At 50.5% G+C, this 17,789-nt stretch carries 15 protein-coding genes and 1 pseudogene; 9 read left to right on the forward strand and 7 right to left on the reverse strand.

Going from position 1 to position 17,789, the window contains the following annotated elements:
- Window positions 1-81 precede the first annotated feature (81 nt).
- From AC6RNO_RS15525 to AC6RNO_RS15555, 7 genes are all read left to right on the forward strand, one after another.
- Window positions 82-963, forward strand: a complete 882-nt coding sequence (locus tag AC6RNO_RS15525) for a MurR/RpiR family transcriptional regulator (RefSeq protein ID WP_474684783.1) — start codon at window positions 82-84, stop codon at window positions 961-963.
- Entirely contained in the window at window positions 938-1,936 is a 999-nt protein-coding gene (locus tag AC6RNO_RS15530; protein WP_497105970.1) for a serine hydrolase, read from the forward strand. The genes AC6RNO_RS15525 and AC6RNO_RS15530 overlap by 26 nt, the downstream gene beginning before the upstream one ends.
- 34 nt (window positions 1,937-1,970) lie before the next feature.
- The gene (locus tag AC6RNO_RS15535) at window positions 1,971-3,272 is read left to right on the forward strand and encodes an extracellular solute-binding protein (protein ID WP_497105971.1); all 1,302 of its coding nucleotides are present in this window, start codon (window positions 1,971-1,973) and stop codon (window positions 3,270-3,272) included.
- Window positions 3,273-3,416: 144 nt separating this feature from the next.
- Window positions 3,417-4,340, forward strand: coding sequence for a carbohydrate ABC transporter permease (locus tag AC6RNO_RS15540; RefSeq protein WP_474684786.1), 924 nt, complete (start codon window positions 3,417-3,419; stop codon window positions 4,338-4,340).
- A complete protein-coding gene (locus AC6RNO_RS15545; RefSeq protein WP_497105972.1) occupies window positions 4,337-5,161 on the forward strand; it encodes an ABC transporter permease subunit in 825 nt (274 codons plus the stop codon). The genes AC6RNO_RS15540 and AC6RNO_RS15545 overlap by 4 nt, the downstream gene beginning before the upstream one ends.
- A 40-nt stretch (window positions 5,162-5,201) precedes the next feature.
- Window positions 5,202-6,119, forward strand: coding sequence for an N-acetylmuramic acid 6-phosphate etherase (gene murQ / locus AC6RNO_RS15550; protein ID WP_474684788.1), 918 nt, complete (start codon window positions 5,202-5,204; stop codon window positions 6,117-6,119).
- A 12-nt stretch (window positions 6,120-6,131) separates the two neighbouring features.
- On the forward strand, window positions 6,132-7,052 hold the full coding sequence (locus tag AC6RNO_RS15555) for a BadF/BadG/BcrA/BcrD ATPase family protein (RefSeq protein WP_497105973.1): 921 nt from the start codon (window positions 6,132-6,134) through the stop codon (window positions 7,050-7,052).
- A 1,000-nt stretch (window positions 7,053-8,052) separates the two neighbouring features.
- Here the strand turns inward: AC6RNO_RS15555 and AC6RNO_RS15560 are convergent.
- The 5 genes from AC6RNO_RS15560 to AC6RNO_RS15580 all read right to left on the reverse strand — a co-directional run bounded on the left by AC6RNO_RS15560 (window position 8,053) and on the right by AC6RNO_RS15580 (window position 13,938).
- The gene (locus AC6RNO_RS15560; protein WP_474684790.1) at window positions 8,053-8,880 is read right to left on the reverse strand and encodes a carbohydrate ABC transporter permease; all 828 of its coding nucleotides are present in this window, start codon (window positions 8,878-8,880) and stop codon (window positions 8,053-8,055) included.
- Window positions 8,881-8,899: 19 nt separating this feature from the next.
- Complete coding sequence (locus AC6RNO_RS15565; protein WP_474684791.1) at window positions 8,900-9,817, reverse strand: carbohydrate ABC transporter permease; 918 nt, start codon at window positions 9,815-9,817, stop codon at window positions 8,900-8,902.
- A 69-nt stretch (window positions 9,818-9,886) separates the two neighbouring features.
- Complete coding sequence (locus AC6RNO_RS15570; RefSeq protein WP_497105974.1) at window positions 9,887-11,281, reverse strand: extracellular solute-binding protein; 1,395 nt, start codon at window positions 11,279-11,281, stop codon at window positions 9,887-9,889.
- A 140-nt stretch (window positions 11,282-11,421) separates the two neighbouring features.
- Entirely contained in the window at window positions 11,422-12,714 is a 1,293-nt protein-coding gene (locus AC6RNO_RS15575) for a glycoside hydrolase family 125 protein (protein ID WP_497105975.1), read from the reverse strand.
- A 96-nt stretch (window positions 12,715-12,810) separates the two neighbouring features.
- Window positions 12,811-13,938 (reverse strand): GntR family transcriptional regulator, encoded by a 1,128-nt coding sequence (locus AC6RNO_RS15580; RefSeq protein ID WP_497105976.1) that lies wholly within the window; start codon window positions 13,936-13,938, stop codon window positions 12,811-12,813.
- A 199-nt stretch (window positions 13,939-14,137) separates the two neighbouring features.
- Between AC6RNO_RS15580 and AC6RNO_RS15585 the strand changes: the two are divergent.
- Window positions 14,138-14,251, forward strand: a pseudogene (locus tag AC6RNO_RS15585) (zinc-binding dehydrogenase); the annotation flags it as partial.
- An 83-nt stretch (window positions 14,252-14,334) separates the two neighbouring features.
- On the opposite strand, the gene AC6RNO_RS15590 reads toward AC6RNO_RS15585, so the two are convergent.
- Both AC6RNO_RS15590 and AC6RNO_RS15595 read right to left on the reverse strand, forming a co-directional pair.
- Window positions 14,335-15,132: a helix-turn-helix domain-containing protein gene (locus tag AC6RNO_RS15590; protein WP_497105977.1), complete on the reverse strand. Its 798-nt coding sequence runs from the start codon at window positions 15,130-15,132 to the stop codon at window positions 14,335-14,337.
- 180 nt (window positions 15,133-15,312) lie between these two features.
- Window positions 15,313-16,095: an inositol monophosphatase family protein gene (locus tag AC6RNO_RS15595; protein WP_497105978.1), complete on the reverse strand. Its 783-nt coding sequence runs from the start codon at window positions 16,093-16,095 to the stop codon at window positions 15,313-15,315.
- 446 nt (window positions 16,096-16,541) lie between these two features.
- Here AC6RNO_RS15595 and AC6RNO_RS15600 point away from each other — a divergent pair, with 446 nt between their 5' ends.
- Window positions 16,542-17,714, forward strand: a complete 1,173-nt coding sequence (locus AC6RNO_RS15600) for an IS256 family transposase (RefSeq protein WP_497105979.1) — start codon at window positions 16,542-16,544, stop codon at window positions 17,712-17,714.
- Window positions 17,715-17,789: the final 75 nt, after the last annotated feature.

Raw genomic sequence — 17,789 nt, forward strand, 5'->3', positions numbered from 1 at the left:
TATTATTATCCCATGAGTTGTTACCGGTAAACAACGATCATCCAGCACCAAACGATTGATTAATTAAAGGTGGGATCCGCTATGCATGGTGGGCTCGTGAGTATCAAGGAAGTTATCCACACGTTAAAACCCCAGGAACGGATTGTAGCCGATTTTATTCTGGAGCATCCGGAACAAATCGTGAATCTATCCGTTCAAAAGCTTGCAGAGCTGACTGGTGTCAGCGAAGCTACCATTGTTCGACTTTCACGCTCGCTTCATTTCAAAGGGTTCCAGGATTTGAAAATGCGGATTGTCGCGGATTTGGCACAATCGGCGCAAGCTTCCAAGGAAGCGGACACTTATCAGGAAATTCAGCCTAATAGCTCGGTGACGGCTTTAATTAACTCGATTTCTCACAACAACGCCCAGTCTATTCAGGATACGCTGTCGGTTCTGTCGGCCGAAGAGGTAGAACGAGCTATTGAAGCAATCGGCGCAGCCAGAAAAATATGCGTCTTTGGCATAGGCGCTTCCGCCGTCATCGCCCAGGATTTCATGCAAAAACTGACGCGTATCGACCGATGGTGCGAGGCTGCGTTTGATTTTAACTCGCAAGCTACGCTCGCAGCCAATTTGAAGGAGGGAGATGTGGCGTTCGGCGTTTCATATTCGGGGCAGACGGAAGACATTATCGGCTCACTCTCGATTGCGAAGCAAAACGGAGCTACGATTATTTCCCTCACCAAGTTCGGCAGCAATCCCGTCTCCGAGTTGGCAAACGTCCGATTGTTCACCAGTTCATTGGAGAAGAGCATACGGAGCGGAGCGATGGCTTCACGCATTACGCAATTAAATGTCATCGATATTTTGTATGTGGGCATCGCCCAGCTGCATTACGATGAAACGGTAAAATTGCTGGAAAGAACAAGAAAAGCCGTGAGCCCTTCAAAGCGCAATGGATACATTGAACCGATTAATTAACAGTTGGATTCGGGAGAAGCGGATTCCTGGCGCCGTGCTGGATATTCGAGTCAAGAATAAGAAGAGGGTCCAATGCTCGTTCGGCAGTTCTTCACTATCGACCTTGTTTGATGTCGCTTCTCTGACGAAAGTGGTCGTCACTTTGCCTGCTGTCATACTGCTGGTCCAATCGTCGAAGCTGTCTCTGAGCGACCCGGTACAGCAGTTTATACCGGAATTTCGCCACGCGGAGGTGACGATCGGACACTGCTTGCAGCACACCTCCGGATTGCCGGCCTCGCTTCCCGGTTATCGGGAACGGTATGCGGACAGGGATGTCCGGCAGAAAATCCTCTCGCAGGCGCTGGAATTCGAACCGGGCAGTCGCGTGCAATACAGCGATGTGGGCATGATCATTCTCGGATGGATCGTCTCGCTGGTCACCGGCAAAAATTTGGACGTTTTCGCTAAAGATGAAATATTCGCGCCGCTCGGCCTAACGGATTGCCGCTTCAATCCGCCCGGGAATTGGAAAGATCGGATTGCCCCGACGGAATGGGACGGCGGCAAATACATCATAGGCGAAGTTCACGATGAAACCTGCTGTCGCCTTGGGGGCGTGTCCGGCAGCGCAGGCTTGTTCGCATCAGCCGAAGACTTGGCACGGTATGCGTTGTGCTGGCTCTACCCCGAACGTTTCCCGCTCTTAACCCGAACGAATGTAGACGCGTGCACGAAATTCCCGTTTGAGGGACGCGGCCTTGGATGGCAAATACAGGACGGCCGCGATTCGACACTCGCTTGCGGACCGAACTGGTCCATCGGCAGCTTCGGCCATACGGGCTTTACCGGTACGAGTCTGTGGATCGACCCCGTACGGGAGCTCGTCGTTGTGTTTCTTACGAATGCGGTTCATTACGGCAGAGACAATCCCATTAGGCAGCTTAGACCTATACTTCACGATGCCATAATCTCCTCATTTATAGATGAATAACAAGCATTTTTACTCCAAGGGAGGAATCTAATAAATGAAACGCTTATTCACGCAAGCTACGATTACGCTGCTTTTAACATCGGCCGTCTTGACGGGGTGCGGGGACAACAAAAATGCAAGCGAATCGTCGCCCGGCAGTTCCGCCGCACCTAAAGCATCGGCAAGTTCCGGCCAAAAAGTGAAGCTGGTTATGGGCAGTTGGAGAACCGACGACAAAGCTGTGTACGAAAAAGTATTTGCGGAATTCAACAAGCAATATCCGAATATCGAAATTCAATTTTCGCCTACGAAAAGCACGGAATACAACACGGCTCTAGGCGTTGCTCTGCAAACGGGCGAAGGCCCCGACATCATTCATCTGCGTCCTTATGCGGCGGGAATCGGACTCGGCGACGCCGGTTATATCGAGCCGATTAACGGACTGCCTGGCTTGAATGCGTTCCCGGCCGACGTGCTGGCTGCAGCTACAGGCAAAGACGGCAAAATCTACGGCGTGCCTATGGCGCTCAACACGGTAGCGGTCATGTACAACAAGAAAATTTTCAAAGACAACAATCTCGAAATCCCCAAAACCTGGGATGAACTGCTGCAAATCTCCAAAACCCTCAAAGATAAAAAGATCGTTCCGTTCGGTTTCGGGGCGAAAGACGGCTGGATTTTATCGATGACGCAGGGCGCAATCGGTCCGGCGGGATACGGAGGCAACGACTTCGCCGGCAAGCTCGTGAAAGGCCAGAAGAAATTTACGGATGCGGAATATGTGCAATCTTTGCAAATGATGAAGGATCTGTCCCCCTACTTCCCTGACAAATTTACCGGCATCAGCTATGAGGATATGAGAACGTTATTCGCAACCGAGCAAGCAGCTATGTATGTGCTGGGAGATTTCGATGTAAGCGTCATCCGCTCCATGAATCCTAATCTGGATCTGGGCGTATTCCCGATTCCTCCGAAAACTGCCGGCGGTTCGCCGACGGTAACGACCTATGTAGACGGCTCCTATGCGGTTAATGCCGCATCCAAGCACAAAGAGGAAGCCAAAAAATTTCTGAAATTCGCAACAAGCAGTACTTTCGGCAACTTGTTCGCCAATGAAATGAAACGGGTCAGCCCGATTCCGGGAGTTAAGGTCAACGATCCGGTCATTGCGCAATTCGCCGAATATGCCGCCAAAAATTCAACCCCCTATTTGATGGTTACGAACTTCAACAGCGGCAATCCGACAACCAAAGTTACGCTGGAGAATTCGCTGCAAGCCTTTTATTTTGACAAAAAGAACGCGCAGCAAGTAGCTGAAGACCTGCAGAAAAACGCAGACACCTGGTTTAAGCCGTAATCTCATCTTGTAAACCGCAATTCATGGCCAGCCCCGGAAATCAAAGTCTCAACGTCCGTGTGGAAACGTTCGTCCGCTAACGCGCTTGGAACTTTTCGGGGCTGCTCTTGCGTTCTATTCATGTAAGCGAGGTGTAAACTTACCATGGCCGACAAACCCAAACGTCTCCAACGCAACAGTTGGTCCATCCACCTTTTGCCCATTCCAGCCCTCGCCATCTATTTGCTGTTCATCATCTATCCAATTTGCGCCGCCTTCTTGTATAGCTTGTATGATTGGCAAGGCATTAAGAAGCTTGGTTTTATCGGAGCCAAGAACTTCAAAGATTTATTTACGCTTGAGCCTTTTAACACGATGTTCTGGAACGCGCTTGAACACAATGTCATCTATTTTGTCGTGCAAATGGTCGTGATGAACGGCATTGCGTTCCTCCTTGCCTATCTCGTGTTCAAAAAGCTTAAAGGGTCCGGATTTCTCAAAGTGGCATATTTTTTGCCCAGGCTGTTATCCGTAATTGTCATCGGTTTTTTATGGAAATTAATTTTAAATCCGACGTATGGCACGATTAACGTTCTGCTGAAAAAGTTAGGCCTGGAAGCATGGACCATGTCTTGGCTGGGCGAGCCGAGCACCGCACTCATCTCCATCATTCTCGTCAACAGCTGGTTTGGCGTCGGATTGTCTCTGCTTATTTTTCTCGCCGGCCTGCAAGCTATTCCCACCGAGGTTCTGGAAGCGTCCCATCTTGACGGAGTCAAAGGGTTCAAGTTCATTCGGACTATGATTGTTCCCTTAATGGCCCAATCGATTATTATGGTTACGGTGCTGACTTTTATCCAATCGTTTGAAGCCTTTGAGCTTGTGTATGCCATGCAGGGCTCGACAGGAGAACCGTATTACTCGACCGATACTTTGGCTGTCTTCTTTTACCGTACCGCATTCGGAGGTTCCTCCGGCGACTCGGTCGCAATCGGTCTCGGTTCTGCGCTGGCTGTCGTCATGTTCGCGATTATCGCCGTTATTTCAGCAGGTTTCATGGCTTTGACAAGGAAGGTGACCCAGGAATGAAACCAAGCATATCGATACGCATCACACAGCATGGGATCGGCTATCTGTTTGCCTTGCTCAGCCTGTACCCGGTATTTCTCATGGTTTCTTCATCCTTTAAGTCAACTGTCGAGATATTCAAGGAACCGCTGGCATTGCCTTCAAAACTGTCATTCGCCGCTTATGAAAAGCTGCTTGATCAACTGCCGTTCGGCAAGTTTTTATGGAACAGCATTTTCGTTTCCGGAGTCAGTGTCGTTATTATTTTGATTTCATGCTCCTTGGCTTCTTATTATATTTCTCGAACCTCTTTCAAATGGAACGGAGCTTTGCTGTTTATTTTCATGCTTGGCATGATGATTCCCATCAAGCTGGGCATTGTGCCTTTGTTTCTGCTAATGAAAGGCATCGGCTTGATCAACACGGCTTGGTCGCTCATATTCATCTATACGGCTATGGGAATACCGCTCGGCGTCCTGATTCTTTCGGGTTTCTTTCGAACGCTGCCCAAAGAACTGGAAGAAGCCGCCAGAATCGACGGCTGCACCGATATGCAAATTTTGCGGCTTATTATCACACCGCTCATGCGTCCGGCGTTAGGCACCGTCATGATTATTAACTTCGTAAACGCTTGGAACGACTTCTTCTTCCCGCTCATCTTCATCCAAAGCGAGACCAAGAAGACGATTCCGGTCGGAATGATGTCGCTGTTCGGCGAATATGCCTCCGATTGGAGCACATTATTCGCAGGGCTTACGCTTGCTTCGCTGCCCATGATCGTCATGTTCATTGTTGCCTCCAGGCAGTTCATGGATGGAATGACGGCGGGCGCAGTTAAATAAATAAAGAGAAAGACCGGAAAGACAACAGGAGGAATATGGGATGGATACCTTACAGCATCTTGTGACCGAACAACGCAACGAACGAACGCTTGATTTGAGCGAACTCAGCATCAAAGAAATTGTTGAAATCATGAATGACGAAGACGGCAAGGTGGCCGGGGCGGTTCGGCAAGTATTGCCTAAAATAGAACTTGTCATCACTGAAATTGTGAAGGCATTGGAGCAAGGCGGCAGATTGATCTATGTCGGGGCCGGGACGAGCGGAAGATTGGGTGTGCTGGACGCCGCCGAATGCCCGCCTACTTTTGGCGTAGATTATCATACTGTCGAAGCGCTGATTGCCGGTGGAGAGCGTGCGTTCATCACCGCGGTGGAAGGCGCCGAGGATGACGAGCAGCAAGGAGCCAGCGATTTGCAAAATAAGAATTTGACGGCGAAAGATGTTCTTGTCGGGCTGGCGGCCAGCGGCAGAACGCCTTATGTCAAAGGCGCTTTGCTTTACGCCAAGGAAGTCGGAGCGGTCACGGCAACGATCACCTGCAATCCGAACTCCCACCTGAGCGAATACGCCGATTTGCCCATCGAAGTCGAGGTCGGCCCCGAGGTGCTGACGGGATCTACGAGGCTGAAGGCGGCAACGGCTCAGAAAATGATCCTGAATATGCTGACAACGACGGCCATGATCAAAAGAGGAAAAGTTTACCAGAATCTGATGATCGATCTGCATGTCAGCAACCAGAAGCTGCAAGAGAGAGCGCGTAATATTTTGATGCAGGCAACGGGCGCGACTGCCGAGGAAGCGGCGGGCAAACTGCTCGAAGCGGACAATCATGTGAAGACGGCAATCGTGATGATCGAAGCAGGCGTAAGCAAACCGGAGGCATCCCGTTATCTGGATGAGACGAATGGGTTTGTCACTCAAGCGATAGCCCGTGCGCGTGCGGAGCTTGGAAAGTAGGTCGATGGACGAATGAAATACGTCATTGGGATTGACGGCGGCGGGACCAAAAGCCTCCTGCACATGATGGATTTGGCGGGAAATCCGCTGTTTGAGCTGCAAGGCGGACCGACCAATATGTATGCTACGAGCGTGCAGGCGGTTGAGCGGGAGCTGACCGAGCTGCTTGCCCGTACGGCGGAGGCTTCGGGGAGAAATATCGCCGATTGCGCCGCATTATGTCTGGGCAGCGCCGGCGTTGATCGGCCTGATGAAAAGCAGGTGCTCAGCGATATATTCCGCAAATTGGGCGTAATGGGCCAGCTCACGATTACCCATGATGCCGAAACCGTTCTTGTAGCCGGGAGCGGCAAGCAAGAAGGGATCGTGCTCGTATCCGGGACGGGCTCGTTAGGATTCGCCTGCGATCTGGCCGGCCATCGCACCCGCACCGGCGGGTGGGGGCACTTGCTCGGAGATGAGGGCAGCGGCTATTACATCGGCATTAATGCCGTTAAAGCAGCCGTCCGCAGCCATGACGGCCGCGAAGCTCCGACCCTCCTGCTCCCGATGATTATGAAGGAGATCGGCATCGACCGTCCGGAGCAATTTCTGCAGTATGTGTACAAAACGGCGGAAAAGCCGCAAATTGCCGCTTTAGCCAAAGTCGTCTTGGCAGCCCACCTTGCGGGAGACCTTAGAGCCACGGCGATTTTGGACGATGCGGTAGACGAGCTTTACTTGATGGTGGGTACACTTGTTCGGGCACTTCATTTTGAGGATCGCGACGTTACGATGGTCGCCAACGGCAGCATATTCACTCATATTGATTATATATATGAGAAGCTTACAGAGCTTGTCCGCGCGGCTTACCCGCGGATAACGGTTGTCAAACCCGCCCGCAGCGCGGCATACGGGGCGGCGCTGATTGCCTTGCAATCCTTGGCGGATTAGAGGCCTTGGGCAGGAAAGCGGCGGACCCATACGTCGGGGCAAGCCGCCAACAAAAACTTGACGATTTCCAAATAAACAATTACCATTAATTTGGAAAAAACTGCTACAACCTGCACTTTTCCAGGCTGCCCGAGAAAGTCTCGACACTTTATTAGGGTTAGTAGAACCAGTTGGGCCCTAATTTTGGGGACAACTGCTTTTTCTGGGCGCGCACCTCTCCCAGCATAGTTCGCGGAACTGCACAACCGGACAGGAGGCGGCTTGGCAGGGAGAAAACCTGCGAAAGTGCAGGTTTTTTCTGCGAAATTGGCTTATTTGGGCGAAAAGCCTGCAAAAGTGCAGGAATTTTCGCTGAAAGTGAACCTGAGCCCATGCCCCCGCTGAAAAGCCTGCACTTTTGCAGGAATTGTTCTTAACCAGCGATCAAGGACGCAAATTCATGTATTTTTGCAGGTTTTCTTGGCGCAGCCAGGCAGATTGTGGCTATCACCCTCTTACGCCGAGGTTTCTGGGCAACCCATACTTTCGCAGGTTTTTCGGCTGTGAGTCTGTCCGACGAGCGACCTAGAAAGTGTCGATGCAGCGTAAGCGGCAGTATCCCCGGTATGCGCAAATGCAACTCCGCCCGCCAGACTCCTGGGCAATTGCTGTAGTCGGGGGATTTAGAACATACGCGGATCGGGGGATGGTTATGAAAACAGAGCGGATCGTTGTGATTGCCATGACCCTGAATGTAGTCTTTATATTGTTCGCTTTATTGGGGCAAAATTATATAACCTACGCGCCCGCAATAGGTTGGATAGGCGTATTGGTTACGTCGTTATTCATTTTGGTAACGTTCCTTATTCGAAGAAATCGAACATAACCTCCACCCCACTCTAGCGTAAATTCACATTAAAAAAGACGCCCTCATCCCCACTTGTACCGTGGTTTTGAAGGCGTCTTCGCGTTACGATCACCGTCCCCTTGCAGGACGGCCTTGCCGCGCATGCAATGCCGATTACCCTTTGTTCGCGCCGCTCATTGTAAAGCCGGTGGACATGTACTTTTGCCCGATGACGTACAGCACGATTGCCGGGAACGTGTACAGTGTCGAGAACGCAGCCAGCTTGCCGTATTGCACCATGCCGTACTGGCCGAAAAATTGGAAAATGGTGACGGACGCCGGCAGTTTCTCCGGGCTTTGAATCAGTATGAACGGGACGAGAAAGTTGCCCCAACTGCTTGAAAAGGCCGAGATCAGCACAGTGAACAAGCCGGGCAGCATCAAAGGCATAATAATCCGGCCCAGCGCTTGCAAGCTGGATGCCCCGTCCACCCATGCGGACTCCTCTAGGTCGACCGGAATCGAGTCCATGAAATTTTTCATCATCCAGATCGAAAATGGAAGCACGGAAGTAGCCTGGAATACTAACGTCCAAAATAGCGAATCCTGAAAATTAAAGTATACGAACAGCTGATACACCGGCACCATAACGGCCGTAATCGGCAGCCCCGTACAAAACAGGATAACGTAAAGAAAAGTGCGTTTGCCGCTCATTTCATAGCGCGATAACGGATATGCAGCCAATGCCGATACAACCAGCACCAATATCGCCTGCCCCAGCGACAAATAAATACCGTTCAAAAACGACCGTTGGTTCCCGGAATCCCCCAATATCGAGCTGAAATTACTCAAGGTAAAATGCTTGGGCACATGAACCGCCAGCGTGGCCTCGGCGTCGAAAGCCGCGAGCAGCAGCCACAGAAGCGGGACCGCAAATATGGCTCCGATCAGAATAAGAATGATATTCGGCAGCCAGCCGCTTAATTTGGAGCGTTTGGTCATCTCTCGTCTCTCCTCTCGCTCAAAGTTTTACTTTCAGCACGCGAATGTAAATAAAGCTGGCAACGATGCCGATCAACAAGAGCACCATGGATATCGCTGTGCCGTAGCCTAATTGGTAATTTTGGAACGCTTGATGATACATATAGAGCGGCATCGTTTCGCTCGCGGAGCCGGGTCCGCCGCCGGTCATCGCATAAATCAACGTGAATACGCCCAAAGTCGAGAGCGTGTTCAACACCATATTGGTAACTACCGAGCTTTTGATATGCGGTAGAATTATTTTCCAAATTCTTTGCCACGCCGTTGCGCCGTCCATAGATGCCGCTTCCAGCATGTCTTTCGAAACATCGCCCAGCGCCGCTTGGTACATCAGCATCGAGAAGGCAGTGCCGTGCCAGATGTTCGCGATAACTACGCAAGTCATAGGAAATGTATACAGCCAGGTCACCGACTCCAGATGGAAATAATTGAGGACGATGTTGGCCGTGCCTTGATCATTAAAAAATGCAAACCATACGAATGCGCAAATGATTTCGGGAATGACCCAGCCCGCCACGACGATAGCGCCGATCAGGCTCCGCAAAAACTGCGGTCTTTCATTCATCAGCAAAGCGATAATAAAGCCAAGCACCTGCTGGCCGATCAGAGATGAGAAAACAAGAAAAACGATCGTGTTTTTAACGCTGGTGCGAAATGTGTCGTCTTGGAACATGGTGACGAAATTGTCAAAACCGATGAACTGCCCATGTGTGGAAGCTCCTGTCAACGTCTTGTCCGTAAAAGATAAATAAAACGTCATTGCAGAAGGAGTGAAGAAAAAGAATATGAGCAAAATCCACGCGGGCAGCAAAAACAACAAGCCCTTTATGTTGACGCCCGAGATCCATTTGCTGCTTGAAACGCCTTTTTTACCCGTATGCTGAGCACTGTATGACATGGTCTTACTCTCCAATCCATGGATGCGGGAACCGCCGCAGTTGATTACGGCGATTCCCTCCCCATCGCTTTATTTCTCTTCGATCTTGCTGTCGCCCACGATTTTCTTCACTTTGTTCGCGTATTGCTCCATCGCTTTCTCTGGTGTCAGCGATTTGCCGACGACTTTCTCTACCGCATCCTGAATTTCACTGGAAACTTGCGGATACTCAGGGTATGCCGGTCTTACGTGCGTAAAGGAGATGAATTCGGAAGCTTTTTTGAGCAGCAGCCCTGGCGTATTGGCGTATTCAGGGTCTTGAGCAACGTCGGTACGCGTCGCTACGCTGCCTTCGGTCATGGTCAGTTTTTTCATATTGTCGAAGTTGGTCGCCATTTGAATGAACTCCCAAGCCAAATCCTTGCTGGTCGAGTTCTTCGGAATCGAGAGCGCCCAACCGCCGGACATCGATACGTGCCCTGGAGCTTGACCGTTCTGCGTCGGCATCGCCGTGAACTCATACGTTTTGATGCCTTCCGGCCAAGGCTTGGAGCCTGTCGGCAGCCATGTCGCAGGAACCCAGTTGCCCTGCAGCACGATTCCCACTTTTTGGTTCGGCATCGTCTCGTTCTGGTTGATCGAATCCGCCTGCGCATTCAAAATTTTGGACAGATCCGGGCCGAGCTTGTTGCTGTAAATTTGATCGATGAAAGACAAGGAATCCTGGAAGCCTTTGCTTTTCACAACCCATTTGCCGGAGCTTTGATCGTAAAGCGTATCGTTCGTTCCGTACAGCAGCATCTCAAACGTTTGCATCGATGTGCCTTCGCCGGCCGCTTTGCTGGAGAACGCCCAGAAAGGCGTAACGTCAGGCGCTTTTTCCTTGATAGTTTTGGCGGCGGTCAAAATGTCATCCCATGTTTTCGGCTCCCATGGAACCGGAAGTCCGGCATTTTTGAAAATGTTTACGTTATAATACAGCCCGCGGGTATCCGTGTTGTAAGGAACGCCGTAAATTTTGCCCTCTTTGCCCGTTACCGCCGGGATAATCGATTTGTTGAAGTTCGGCCAATCTTTCCACGCTTTGACTTGATCGTCCAGAGACGTCAGGTAGCCTGCCGTGCTGTCGGAGTTGACCATGAAGGTGTCCTCTACAATGACATCCGGCGAGTTCTTATCGGTCGAAAGCATGAGCGGCAGCTTGGTGCCGTAGTCTTTGCCCTGAACCTCTTGCAGCGTTACGGTCACGCCCGGATGGCTTTTTTCAAACTGGGTTTTCAGTTCCGGGAACCATACGGTAAGCGGGTGGCCTTCGTTCCATTTTGGATATACGATGGTCAGCTTTTTGCTTTCTGCGCCTTTCTGTGCCGCTGCCGTACCGGCCGGCTGTGCCGTATTATCCGATTTTGCGCTGGAGCAAGCGGATAAAGACAAAGCAAGCAGAAGTCCTGCAGCTCCAATTTTCCACATTTTCGATGTGTTCATTCACGTACAACTCCTCTTTGTAATTTGTTTGCAGACCGTCCCTGATTCGTTGGGATATACCATGCAGATCTTCCGCACATCACCTCCCGCAGCATGTAAACTTCGCAATAAACCGCTTACATTATAGTCAAATTAGCCAGTTATAACTGGCTAACCTTACTATTGCGCTGTTCCAGCCATTTGACGACGAATTCGCCGAACAAGCTGTTTGCCCAGGCAAACCATGGCCGCGTAAATGTTTCCGGCTGGTCGGGATCAAAGCTCTCGTGCATATAGCCCGTGCCCGCCGTCGTTGCAACCAGCATGTCGATGATTGCATTGCGTTCGCTCAGCGAGTTTGTCGTGAGCCCCTGCACGATCAGGCCGATGTGCCATACATTGTTGCCCGGCGTATGCGGACTGCCGATCCCTTTGGCGTAGCTGCCTTCGAAATAGTACGGATTATCTTTGCTGAGAAGAAATGAACGCGTTCTCCGGTAGAGATCATCGTCAATAGGGCGATAGCCCAGATATGGAATGGAAAGCAAGCTCGGCACGTTCGCATCGTCCATAAGGTTATAATTCCCAAAACCGTCGGTTTCATATGCGTAAATCCGGCCATAGCTCGGGTGGTGATACACGCCGTAAGTTTCAATTCCGAATTCGATCTCCGATTTCAGCTTCGCAGCGTCAAGCGCCAGCGCCTCATCGTTATAAAATTGCTCCGCAAATTGCTTGATATGTCCAAGTATAACAACCGCGAACATATTCGCCGGGATCAAATACCCGAACTTGCAAGCGTCGTCGCTGGGACGAAATCCCGACCAGACCATGCCCGTATAATTGGACCTTGTCCCCTTGCCTTGAAAAGGAAGCGTGTCGGACGGAAGAATAATATCTTCCCTTTCGAACGAATACGGAGATTGCTCGTCATGATGCTGTTCGACTTTCATCGTATCGACAATTTTGCGCAGCATTTCATGAACTTCTTTTGTAAAGACAGTCGAATCTTCCGTGGCTGCCCAGTAATCCTGGCACAATTGCACCGGATAGCACAAGGAATCAAGCTCGAATTTCCTTTCCCAGATCCACGGGCCCATCTGCGTATCATCCGTCTGATGGCCGTTCCCGTTAGCTTCCTCGTTGAAAGCATTGGCATACGGATCGATGATCAGACATTGGGCCTGCCGCTGAATCAGACCTTTAACCGCTCTTTGCAGATCGGCGTCATGCTTGACCAGCGGCATGTATGGCCTTACTTGAGCCGATGAATCCCTCAGCCACATGGCGGGAATATCACCCGTAAAAACAAACGTAGTCCCGTCGTCAAGCAGCTTTGTAGTCGTTTGCAAAGTATTCGGATAACACTGCTTGAACATAGGAGCGAGAACCGGATAAACTTCTGTCAAATTAGCCGCGACGGAGTCGATATAACGCTGTAATGTCTCGTACATACTTCAGAATTCCCTTCACAAAACATATGATGTTAATATATCTTTTATGGATTTAATATATCAACAACATATCATTATGTCAATATATTAGAGAATTCATGTTGCAAAAATATATTCAACCATGTTCAGCAGCGGCGGCTGGATACCACTCCATTGATCGACCAGCAGGTCCACGGCCTGGATCCCCATCTCTTCCTCATTTTGTTTCACATGGATGAACGGCGGTTTGGCCATAACGGAATCCGGGGAGTCGAAGCAGACAATTTCGAACGGCTTGTCGTTGGAAGCGGAGGCGTGAACGGAGCGAAGCTCCTGGTCCAAAATGACGGCCAGATTATATTCACAGGCCACGAATCCGGTAACTTCCGCATGCCGCTCCGCGAAATGGCGGATCAGCTTTTGATCGGCGGCCATATTTTCCCGGGTCAAGGACCTTGGCAGCGTACTGGAAAAATCGGTCAGCAGCAGCTCGGCTTTAAACGTCTGCCCATGCGCCGCCAGCGCGTTCTGGAAGCCTTGAATCCGCTCCTCGATCGTCGTCGTATTTTCCGGAGGCGTAGAAATAAAAGCAACATGCTCGTGGCCCTGCTCCAGCAAAAAGCTCGTCAATTCAAACGACGCTTTCTTATTGTCCGTACAGACCGAACAGGCGGCAATCCCTTTCAGATAGCGGTCGATCAATACGATCGGGAAGCCGTCCAGCACGAGACGCACCAATTCTTCGTTGTAGTGCTCGCCATGGACCGGAAATACAATCAGCCCGTCCACGCCCAGCTTGGTCAGGAAACGAATGGCTTTTTGCTCCTCTTCCCGCTCGTCATTGGTCAGTCTTACAATCAAGCCGAAACCTAACTCCGAACAACGCTCTTCGATAGCCCGAAATAACTTCAATCCGTAGGATTCTCCAATATCGGGAAGAATAACCCCAATTAATTTTTCTTCCAGGGGCTTGTCCTGCGGGGAGACCGCGTCTTTAGCATGACCCGCAAGTTGAGGCGGCTGGGCCGGCTGCCGGTGGCTCACGAAAGAGCCCTTGCCGCGCACTCTCTCTACGACTCCGGCGTTCGCCAGCATTTCCAGCGCTTTCTTCGAAGTTATTCTGCTGACTTTAAACTGCTCGGACAGCTCCTTTTCCGAAGGGACGCGATCCCCTGGCCGCAATATTTTATTGTGAATTTGATTAAACACATAGTTATATATTTGTTCGTATAACGGGCCTTCCATGATATAGCCTCCCATGACTTGATATATCAACTATATTATAACTCAGGTGAGTTAGCAAGATAGCGGTTTTTCAACTCGATGTTTATGCGCTGCGGGAGCCCGTTTTCAGACAAAAAAACAGCCTTCTCCGCAACGAGTGCGAATACGAGCCGTTTTTGTATCGTTCAATTGTGCCGGGAAGGGGAATCATGAACCATCCGGACGGTTAACCCCCCGGATCGAAGTGGAGGCGCCGTGGACCGATATTGGAGCCGTCGCCCGCAGTCTGATCGAGCGGAAGTTCTCCGGAAAAGCCGTACTCCGAATAAGCTGATTCGGTTCCGGACATCTGCGAACAACACCGGAATGATCTGGCAGCTTCCCGCGGAATTTATTGTTCCGCATTTCCGCCCAGGCTTATCGATTGCTGCTTTGGGCAGTGCGACTGAGGAAATTATTCATCAACAGGGGCAGGGAGATCAGAATCGGCGGGTCGTCCAAGCGAGGCAAATAGAGAGTAACTTGTTGATGCGGAACCGTGGAATAGGGTCTGACTATGACAGGTTCCCTGGAACGGGTGCGCAGCGTCGTGTGCGGGAGCAAAAAATCCATAGCCTTCATCTTCCAGCAAACCGACGTAGCCATCAAATAATAAATGCCTGGCTTCACATTATTAAAGCAAAAGTCTCCCAAAGAAGACAGCAGCGTTCCGTGTATGGGCAGCCCCTCGGGAATCGGCTTGGCGAACAAGCCGATCAAAACGACGCCCTCAAAAGGGATCTCCGCCCGGACGGTCCCTTCAATCCTGCCGTATGGGTTGGTAACAGGAAGCGGCGCAAGCCAACTACCAAGCTGCTGCAAGGAACGGAAATGGTTGTCGGCCTGCAGCCTTGAGTTCCGAAAGTGCGAAGGCGTCACGCCTACCCGTTCGGTAAACCGGGTGGTGAAAGTCCCCAGGCTCTGCTGACCGATCTCCAAGCCGATATCGCGAATGCTCAAATTCGTATGCAGCAATAAGTCTTTGGCCTTCTGCAGCCGGAGTGCGGACACGTAATAGAGAGGCGAAAGACCCATTCTTTCTTTAAAAATACGCGTGAAATGGTAAGGGCTATAGGATACATGACCGGCCAGACGGGAAAGCGGAAGCGGTTCATAAATATGCCGGTGAATATAGGCGATCACTTCGTCGATTTCTGAGTTCCTGACAATTGCCATTCTACCCTTCCTTCCACTTATTTTATGTACGGTTTTCAGTCGAACGGGAGTCTTAACAAACAACTAACAGAACAATTGTTCGTATTTATTTTATCACATATTTCTTCTTTTGGGAATGGCTGTTTTATACTAAAAAACCCGCCCTGGATCATCAAGGATCAAGGCGGGTTATCGCTTGCGTTATTTTAAAACGGAAACCATTTGCGCATGGATTGCCGGGGTCGAAGCCATCACTCCGCCATGATGCGTCCAGGCAATCTCATTGCCTTCCAAATCCGAAAACTTGCACCCGAGTTCCTCCAGGATCACTCTGGAAGCGGCATAGTCCCAGGCGTTTACCTTGTACTGCAAATATGCCCCAAGTTTCCCCATGGCAATATCGCAAAGCTCAATCGTGGTCGCACCGAAAACCCGGATCCCTCTCGATTTAGCCACGAGCTTCAAATAAGGCCCCCACTGATCGATTTTATCCGCTTGGCTCCAGGGAAGCGTGATGGCAAGAAGTTCATTTTCGAGCCGTGTTTCCTGCGAAAGCGGCTGTAGCATCGTATCATTCAAATATGCGCCCTCGCCTTTAAACGAACGAAACAGACGATCCCCGGCCACATCGTATACAATTCCGAAGACCCCGGCGGAAGCGCTGCAAAAAGCAACCGAAATGGCGAAATCCTGCTGCCGGTTAACCATATTGGTTGTGCCGTCAATAGGATCTATAATCCAGATGTACTCCCCCTCCGAGGACGTATTGCCGATGTTCTCTTCCCCCATAATCATATGGTCCGGGTAATGCGTTTTGATTTTTTCCACAAAAAATCGTTCCACTTCCCTGTCGACAACGGTCACCAAATCCGAATGGCTTAATTTTGTTTGAACGGTCAAGCCGTTTTTCATAAGTTCTTTAATGATTTGTGCCGCTTCCGCTACCCAACTTAAGGCGTTCGTGTAAGCTTGCTGCTCCAACATACTGCACATCTCCCTCAACGAAAAAATTCACTTAAAATAAGTAATAATTTTATCTATTATTTGGTATAAATTTACCAAAATTAATCCGTTTCGTCAATATTTTCGTGCTGAAGCGGCGAAAGACGAAACAGGAGCTCCGGCTCGCTTGCCGGGCCCCCATATCGCAGGTTGCCCACCACCACCCCGCGGGTCAGAGGCCGATAGCACCAATCTGCCCGGCTGCACTGTGGTCGACCGACCGCCGTCATGCAGCGCAACACCGCGCGCTGGGAGCTGCTCGCGGTGCGAAAAGAAAAAAACCTGCAAAAATACATGAATTTGCGTCCTAAAATCGCTGGCCAGATGGCGTACAATAGTTTGTGTACCAAGATCTGGAGTCTTCCAGACAGTAAAAAAGTAGGGTATTCTCGGGATGTCAAAGTCACCAAGAAAGGAACCCTACTCATATGGCAACTATAACAGAAAACATGCTCTCAGACCTAATAGAAAATGTTGTTAGCGTCCTCGTGAAAGAAAAGCTCGAGCTCATTATGAAAGAAGAGATCCGTAACTTTTTAGAAGTCGAGCAAGAAGGTGTCCGCAATAGCCGCAACGGCTACTATACGCGCACACTGGGCACGCGAATCGGAAAGATTGACGACCTCCAAGTACCTCGTGACCGTAACGGCGACTTTCAAACCCAGTTGTTTGACCCCTATCAGCGCCGTGAAGGATGGCTGGAAGAGGCTGTGATTCACATGTACAAGGGCGGCATGGGCACTCGGGACATTGCTCGTTTCATCGAAGGTATGTTTGGAGCCCAGTATTCGCCTACCACGGTCAGCAACATCACTAGTACGGTTCTTGAAGACATTGAGCAATGGCATCAACGTCCACTGCGCAAGCGTTACGCTGTTATTTATCTGGATGGACTCTATGTGAAGCTCAAACGTGGTACAGTCGCTGGGGAAGCCGTCTATTTTGCCATGGGGATCAGCGAGGATGGCTACCGGGACATTCTCGGCTTCTACATCGGTGGTCAAGAGAGCTCTAATGGCTGGCGTGACGTGCTTAAAGACCTGCAGCGACGCGGCGCAACCGATGTCTTGTTAGGCGTCTTCGACGGCTTACAGGGGCTGGAAGAGGCGTTTCGTGAGGCTTATCCGAAAGCAGACGTGCAGCACTGCGTCGTCCACAAGATGCGTACCACCTTCCCTAAGATTCGCGTACAAGACAAGAACGAATTCATAAGCGATCTCAAAACCATCTACAACGCATTAGACCGTGACCTTGCCATGGCTGCCTTTGACACGGTGAAGGCCAAGTGGAGCAAAAAGTACCCCAAAGAAATTCAATCCTGGGAAGACAATCTGCCCACACTGCTTGCCTTCTACACGTATCCACAGATGATCTGGAAGCAAATCTACACCACCAACGCCATCGAGCGGATGAATAAGGAGTTTCGCAAGCGTTTAAAGCCGATGAACAGCTTAACGAACATGGAAACAGCCGAAAAGATCATGTACCTGGAAACACTGGACTACGTCGAAAGGTGGAGGAACAGGGTCGTTACCGGATTCGGAAATCCCCAAGTGAAAGAAGAGCTACAAAAGATGTTTGAGCAGCGATATCCCTCTTAAGCTCTGGTTGCATGGTAAAAAGTTCCGGCTCCCGCGCCTTCGCTTGGGCCACACCCGCCGCCAGCCACCTGTTCT

Source organism: Paenibacillus sp. sgz302190 (assembly GCF_059820445.1).

Excerpts from the sequence above, each read along its gene's own strand:
- AC6RNO_RS15525 (WP_474684783.1), top strand. The coding sequence starts at position 82 with ATGCATGGTGGGCTCGTGAGTATCAAGGAAGTTATCCACACGTTAAAA.
- AC6RNO_RS15530 (WP_497105970.1), top strand. The coding sequence starts at position 938 with ATGGATACATTGAACCGATTAATTAACAGTTGGATTCGGGAGAAGCGG.
- AC6RNO_RS15535 (WP_497105971.1), top strand. The coding sequence starts at position 1,971 with ATGAAACGCTTATTCACGCAAGCTACGATTACGCTGCTTTTAACATCG.
- AC6RNO_RS15540 (WP_474684786.1), top strand. The coding sequence starts at position 3,417 with ATGGCCGACAAACCCAAACGTCTCCAACGCAACAGTTGGTCCATCCAC.
- AC6RNO_RS15545 (WP_497105972.1), top strand. The coding sequence starts at position 4,337 with ATGAAACCAAGCATATCGATACGCATCACACAGCATGGGATCGGCTAT.
- murQ (WP_474684788.1), top strand. The coding sequence starts at position 5,202 with ATGGATACCTTACAGCATCTTGTGACCGAACAACGCAACGAACGAACG.
- AC6RNO_RS15555 (WP_497105973.1), top strand. The coding sequence starts at position 6,132 with ATGAAATACGTCATTGGGATTGACGGCGGCGGGACCAAAAGCCTCCTG.
- AC6RNO_RS15560 (WP_474684790.1), bottom strand. The coding sequence starts at position 8,880 with ATGACCAAACGCTCCAAATTAAGCGGCTGGCTGCCGAATATCATTCTT.
- AC6RNO_RS15565 (WP_474684791.1), bottom strand. The coding sequence starts at position 9,817 with ATGTCATACAGTGCTCAGCATACGGGTAAAAAAGGCGTTTCAAGCAGC.
- AC6RNO_RS15570 (WP_497105974.1), bottom strand. The coding sequence starts at position 11,281 with ATGAACACATCGAAAATGTGGAAAATTGGAGCTGCAGGACTTCTGCTT.
- AC6RNO_RS15575 (WP_497105975.1), bottom strand. The coding sequence starts at position 12,714 with ATGTACGAGACATTACAGCGTTATATCGACTCCGTCGCGGCTAATTTG.
- AC6RNO_RS15580 (WP_497105976.1), bottom strand. The coding sequence starts at position 13,938 with ATGGAAGGCCCGTTATACGAACAAATATATAACTATGTGTTTAATCAA.
- AC6RNO_RS15590 (WP_497105977.1), bottom strand. The coding sequence starts at position 15,132 with ATGGCAATTGTCAGGAACTCAGAAATCGACGAAGTGATCGCCTATATT.
- AC6RNO_RS15595 (WP_497105978.1), bottom strand. The coding sequence starts at position 16,095 with ATGTTGGAGCAGCAAGCTTACACGAACGCCTTAAGTTGGGTAGCGGAA.
- AC6RNO_RS15600 (WP_497105979.1), top strand. The coding sequence starts at position 16,542 with ATGGCAACTATAACAGAAAACATGCTCTCAGACCTAATAGAAAATGTT.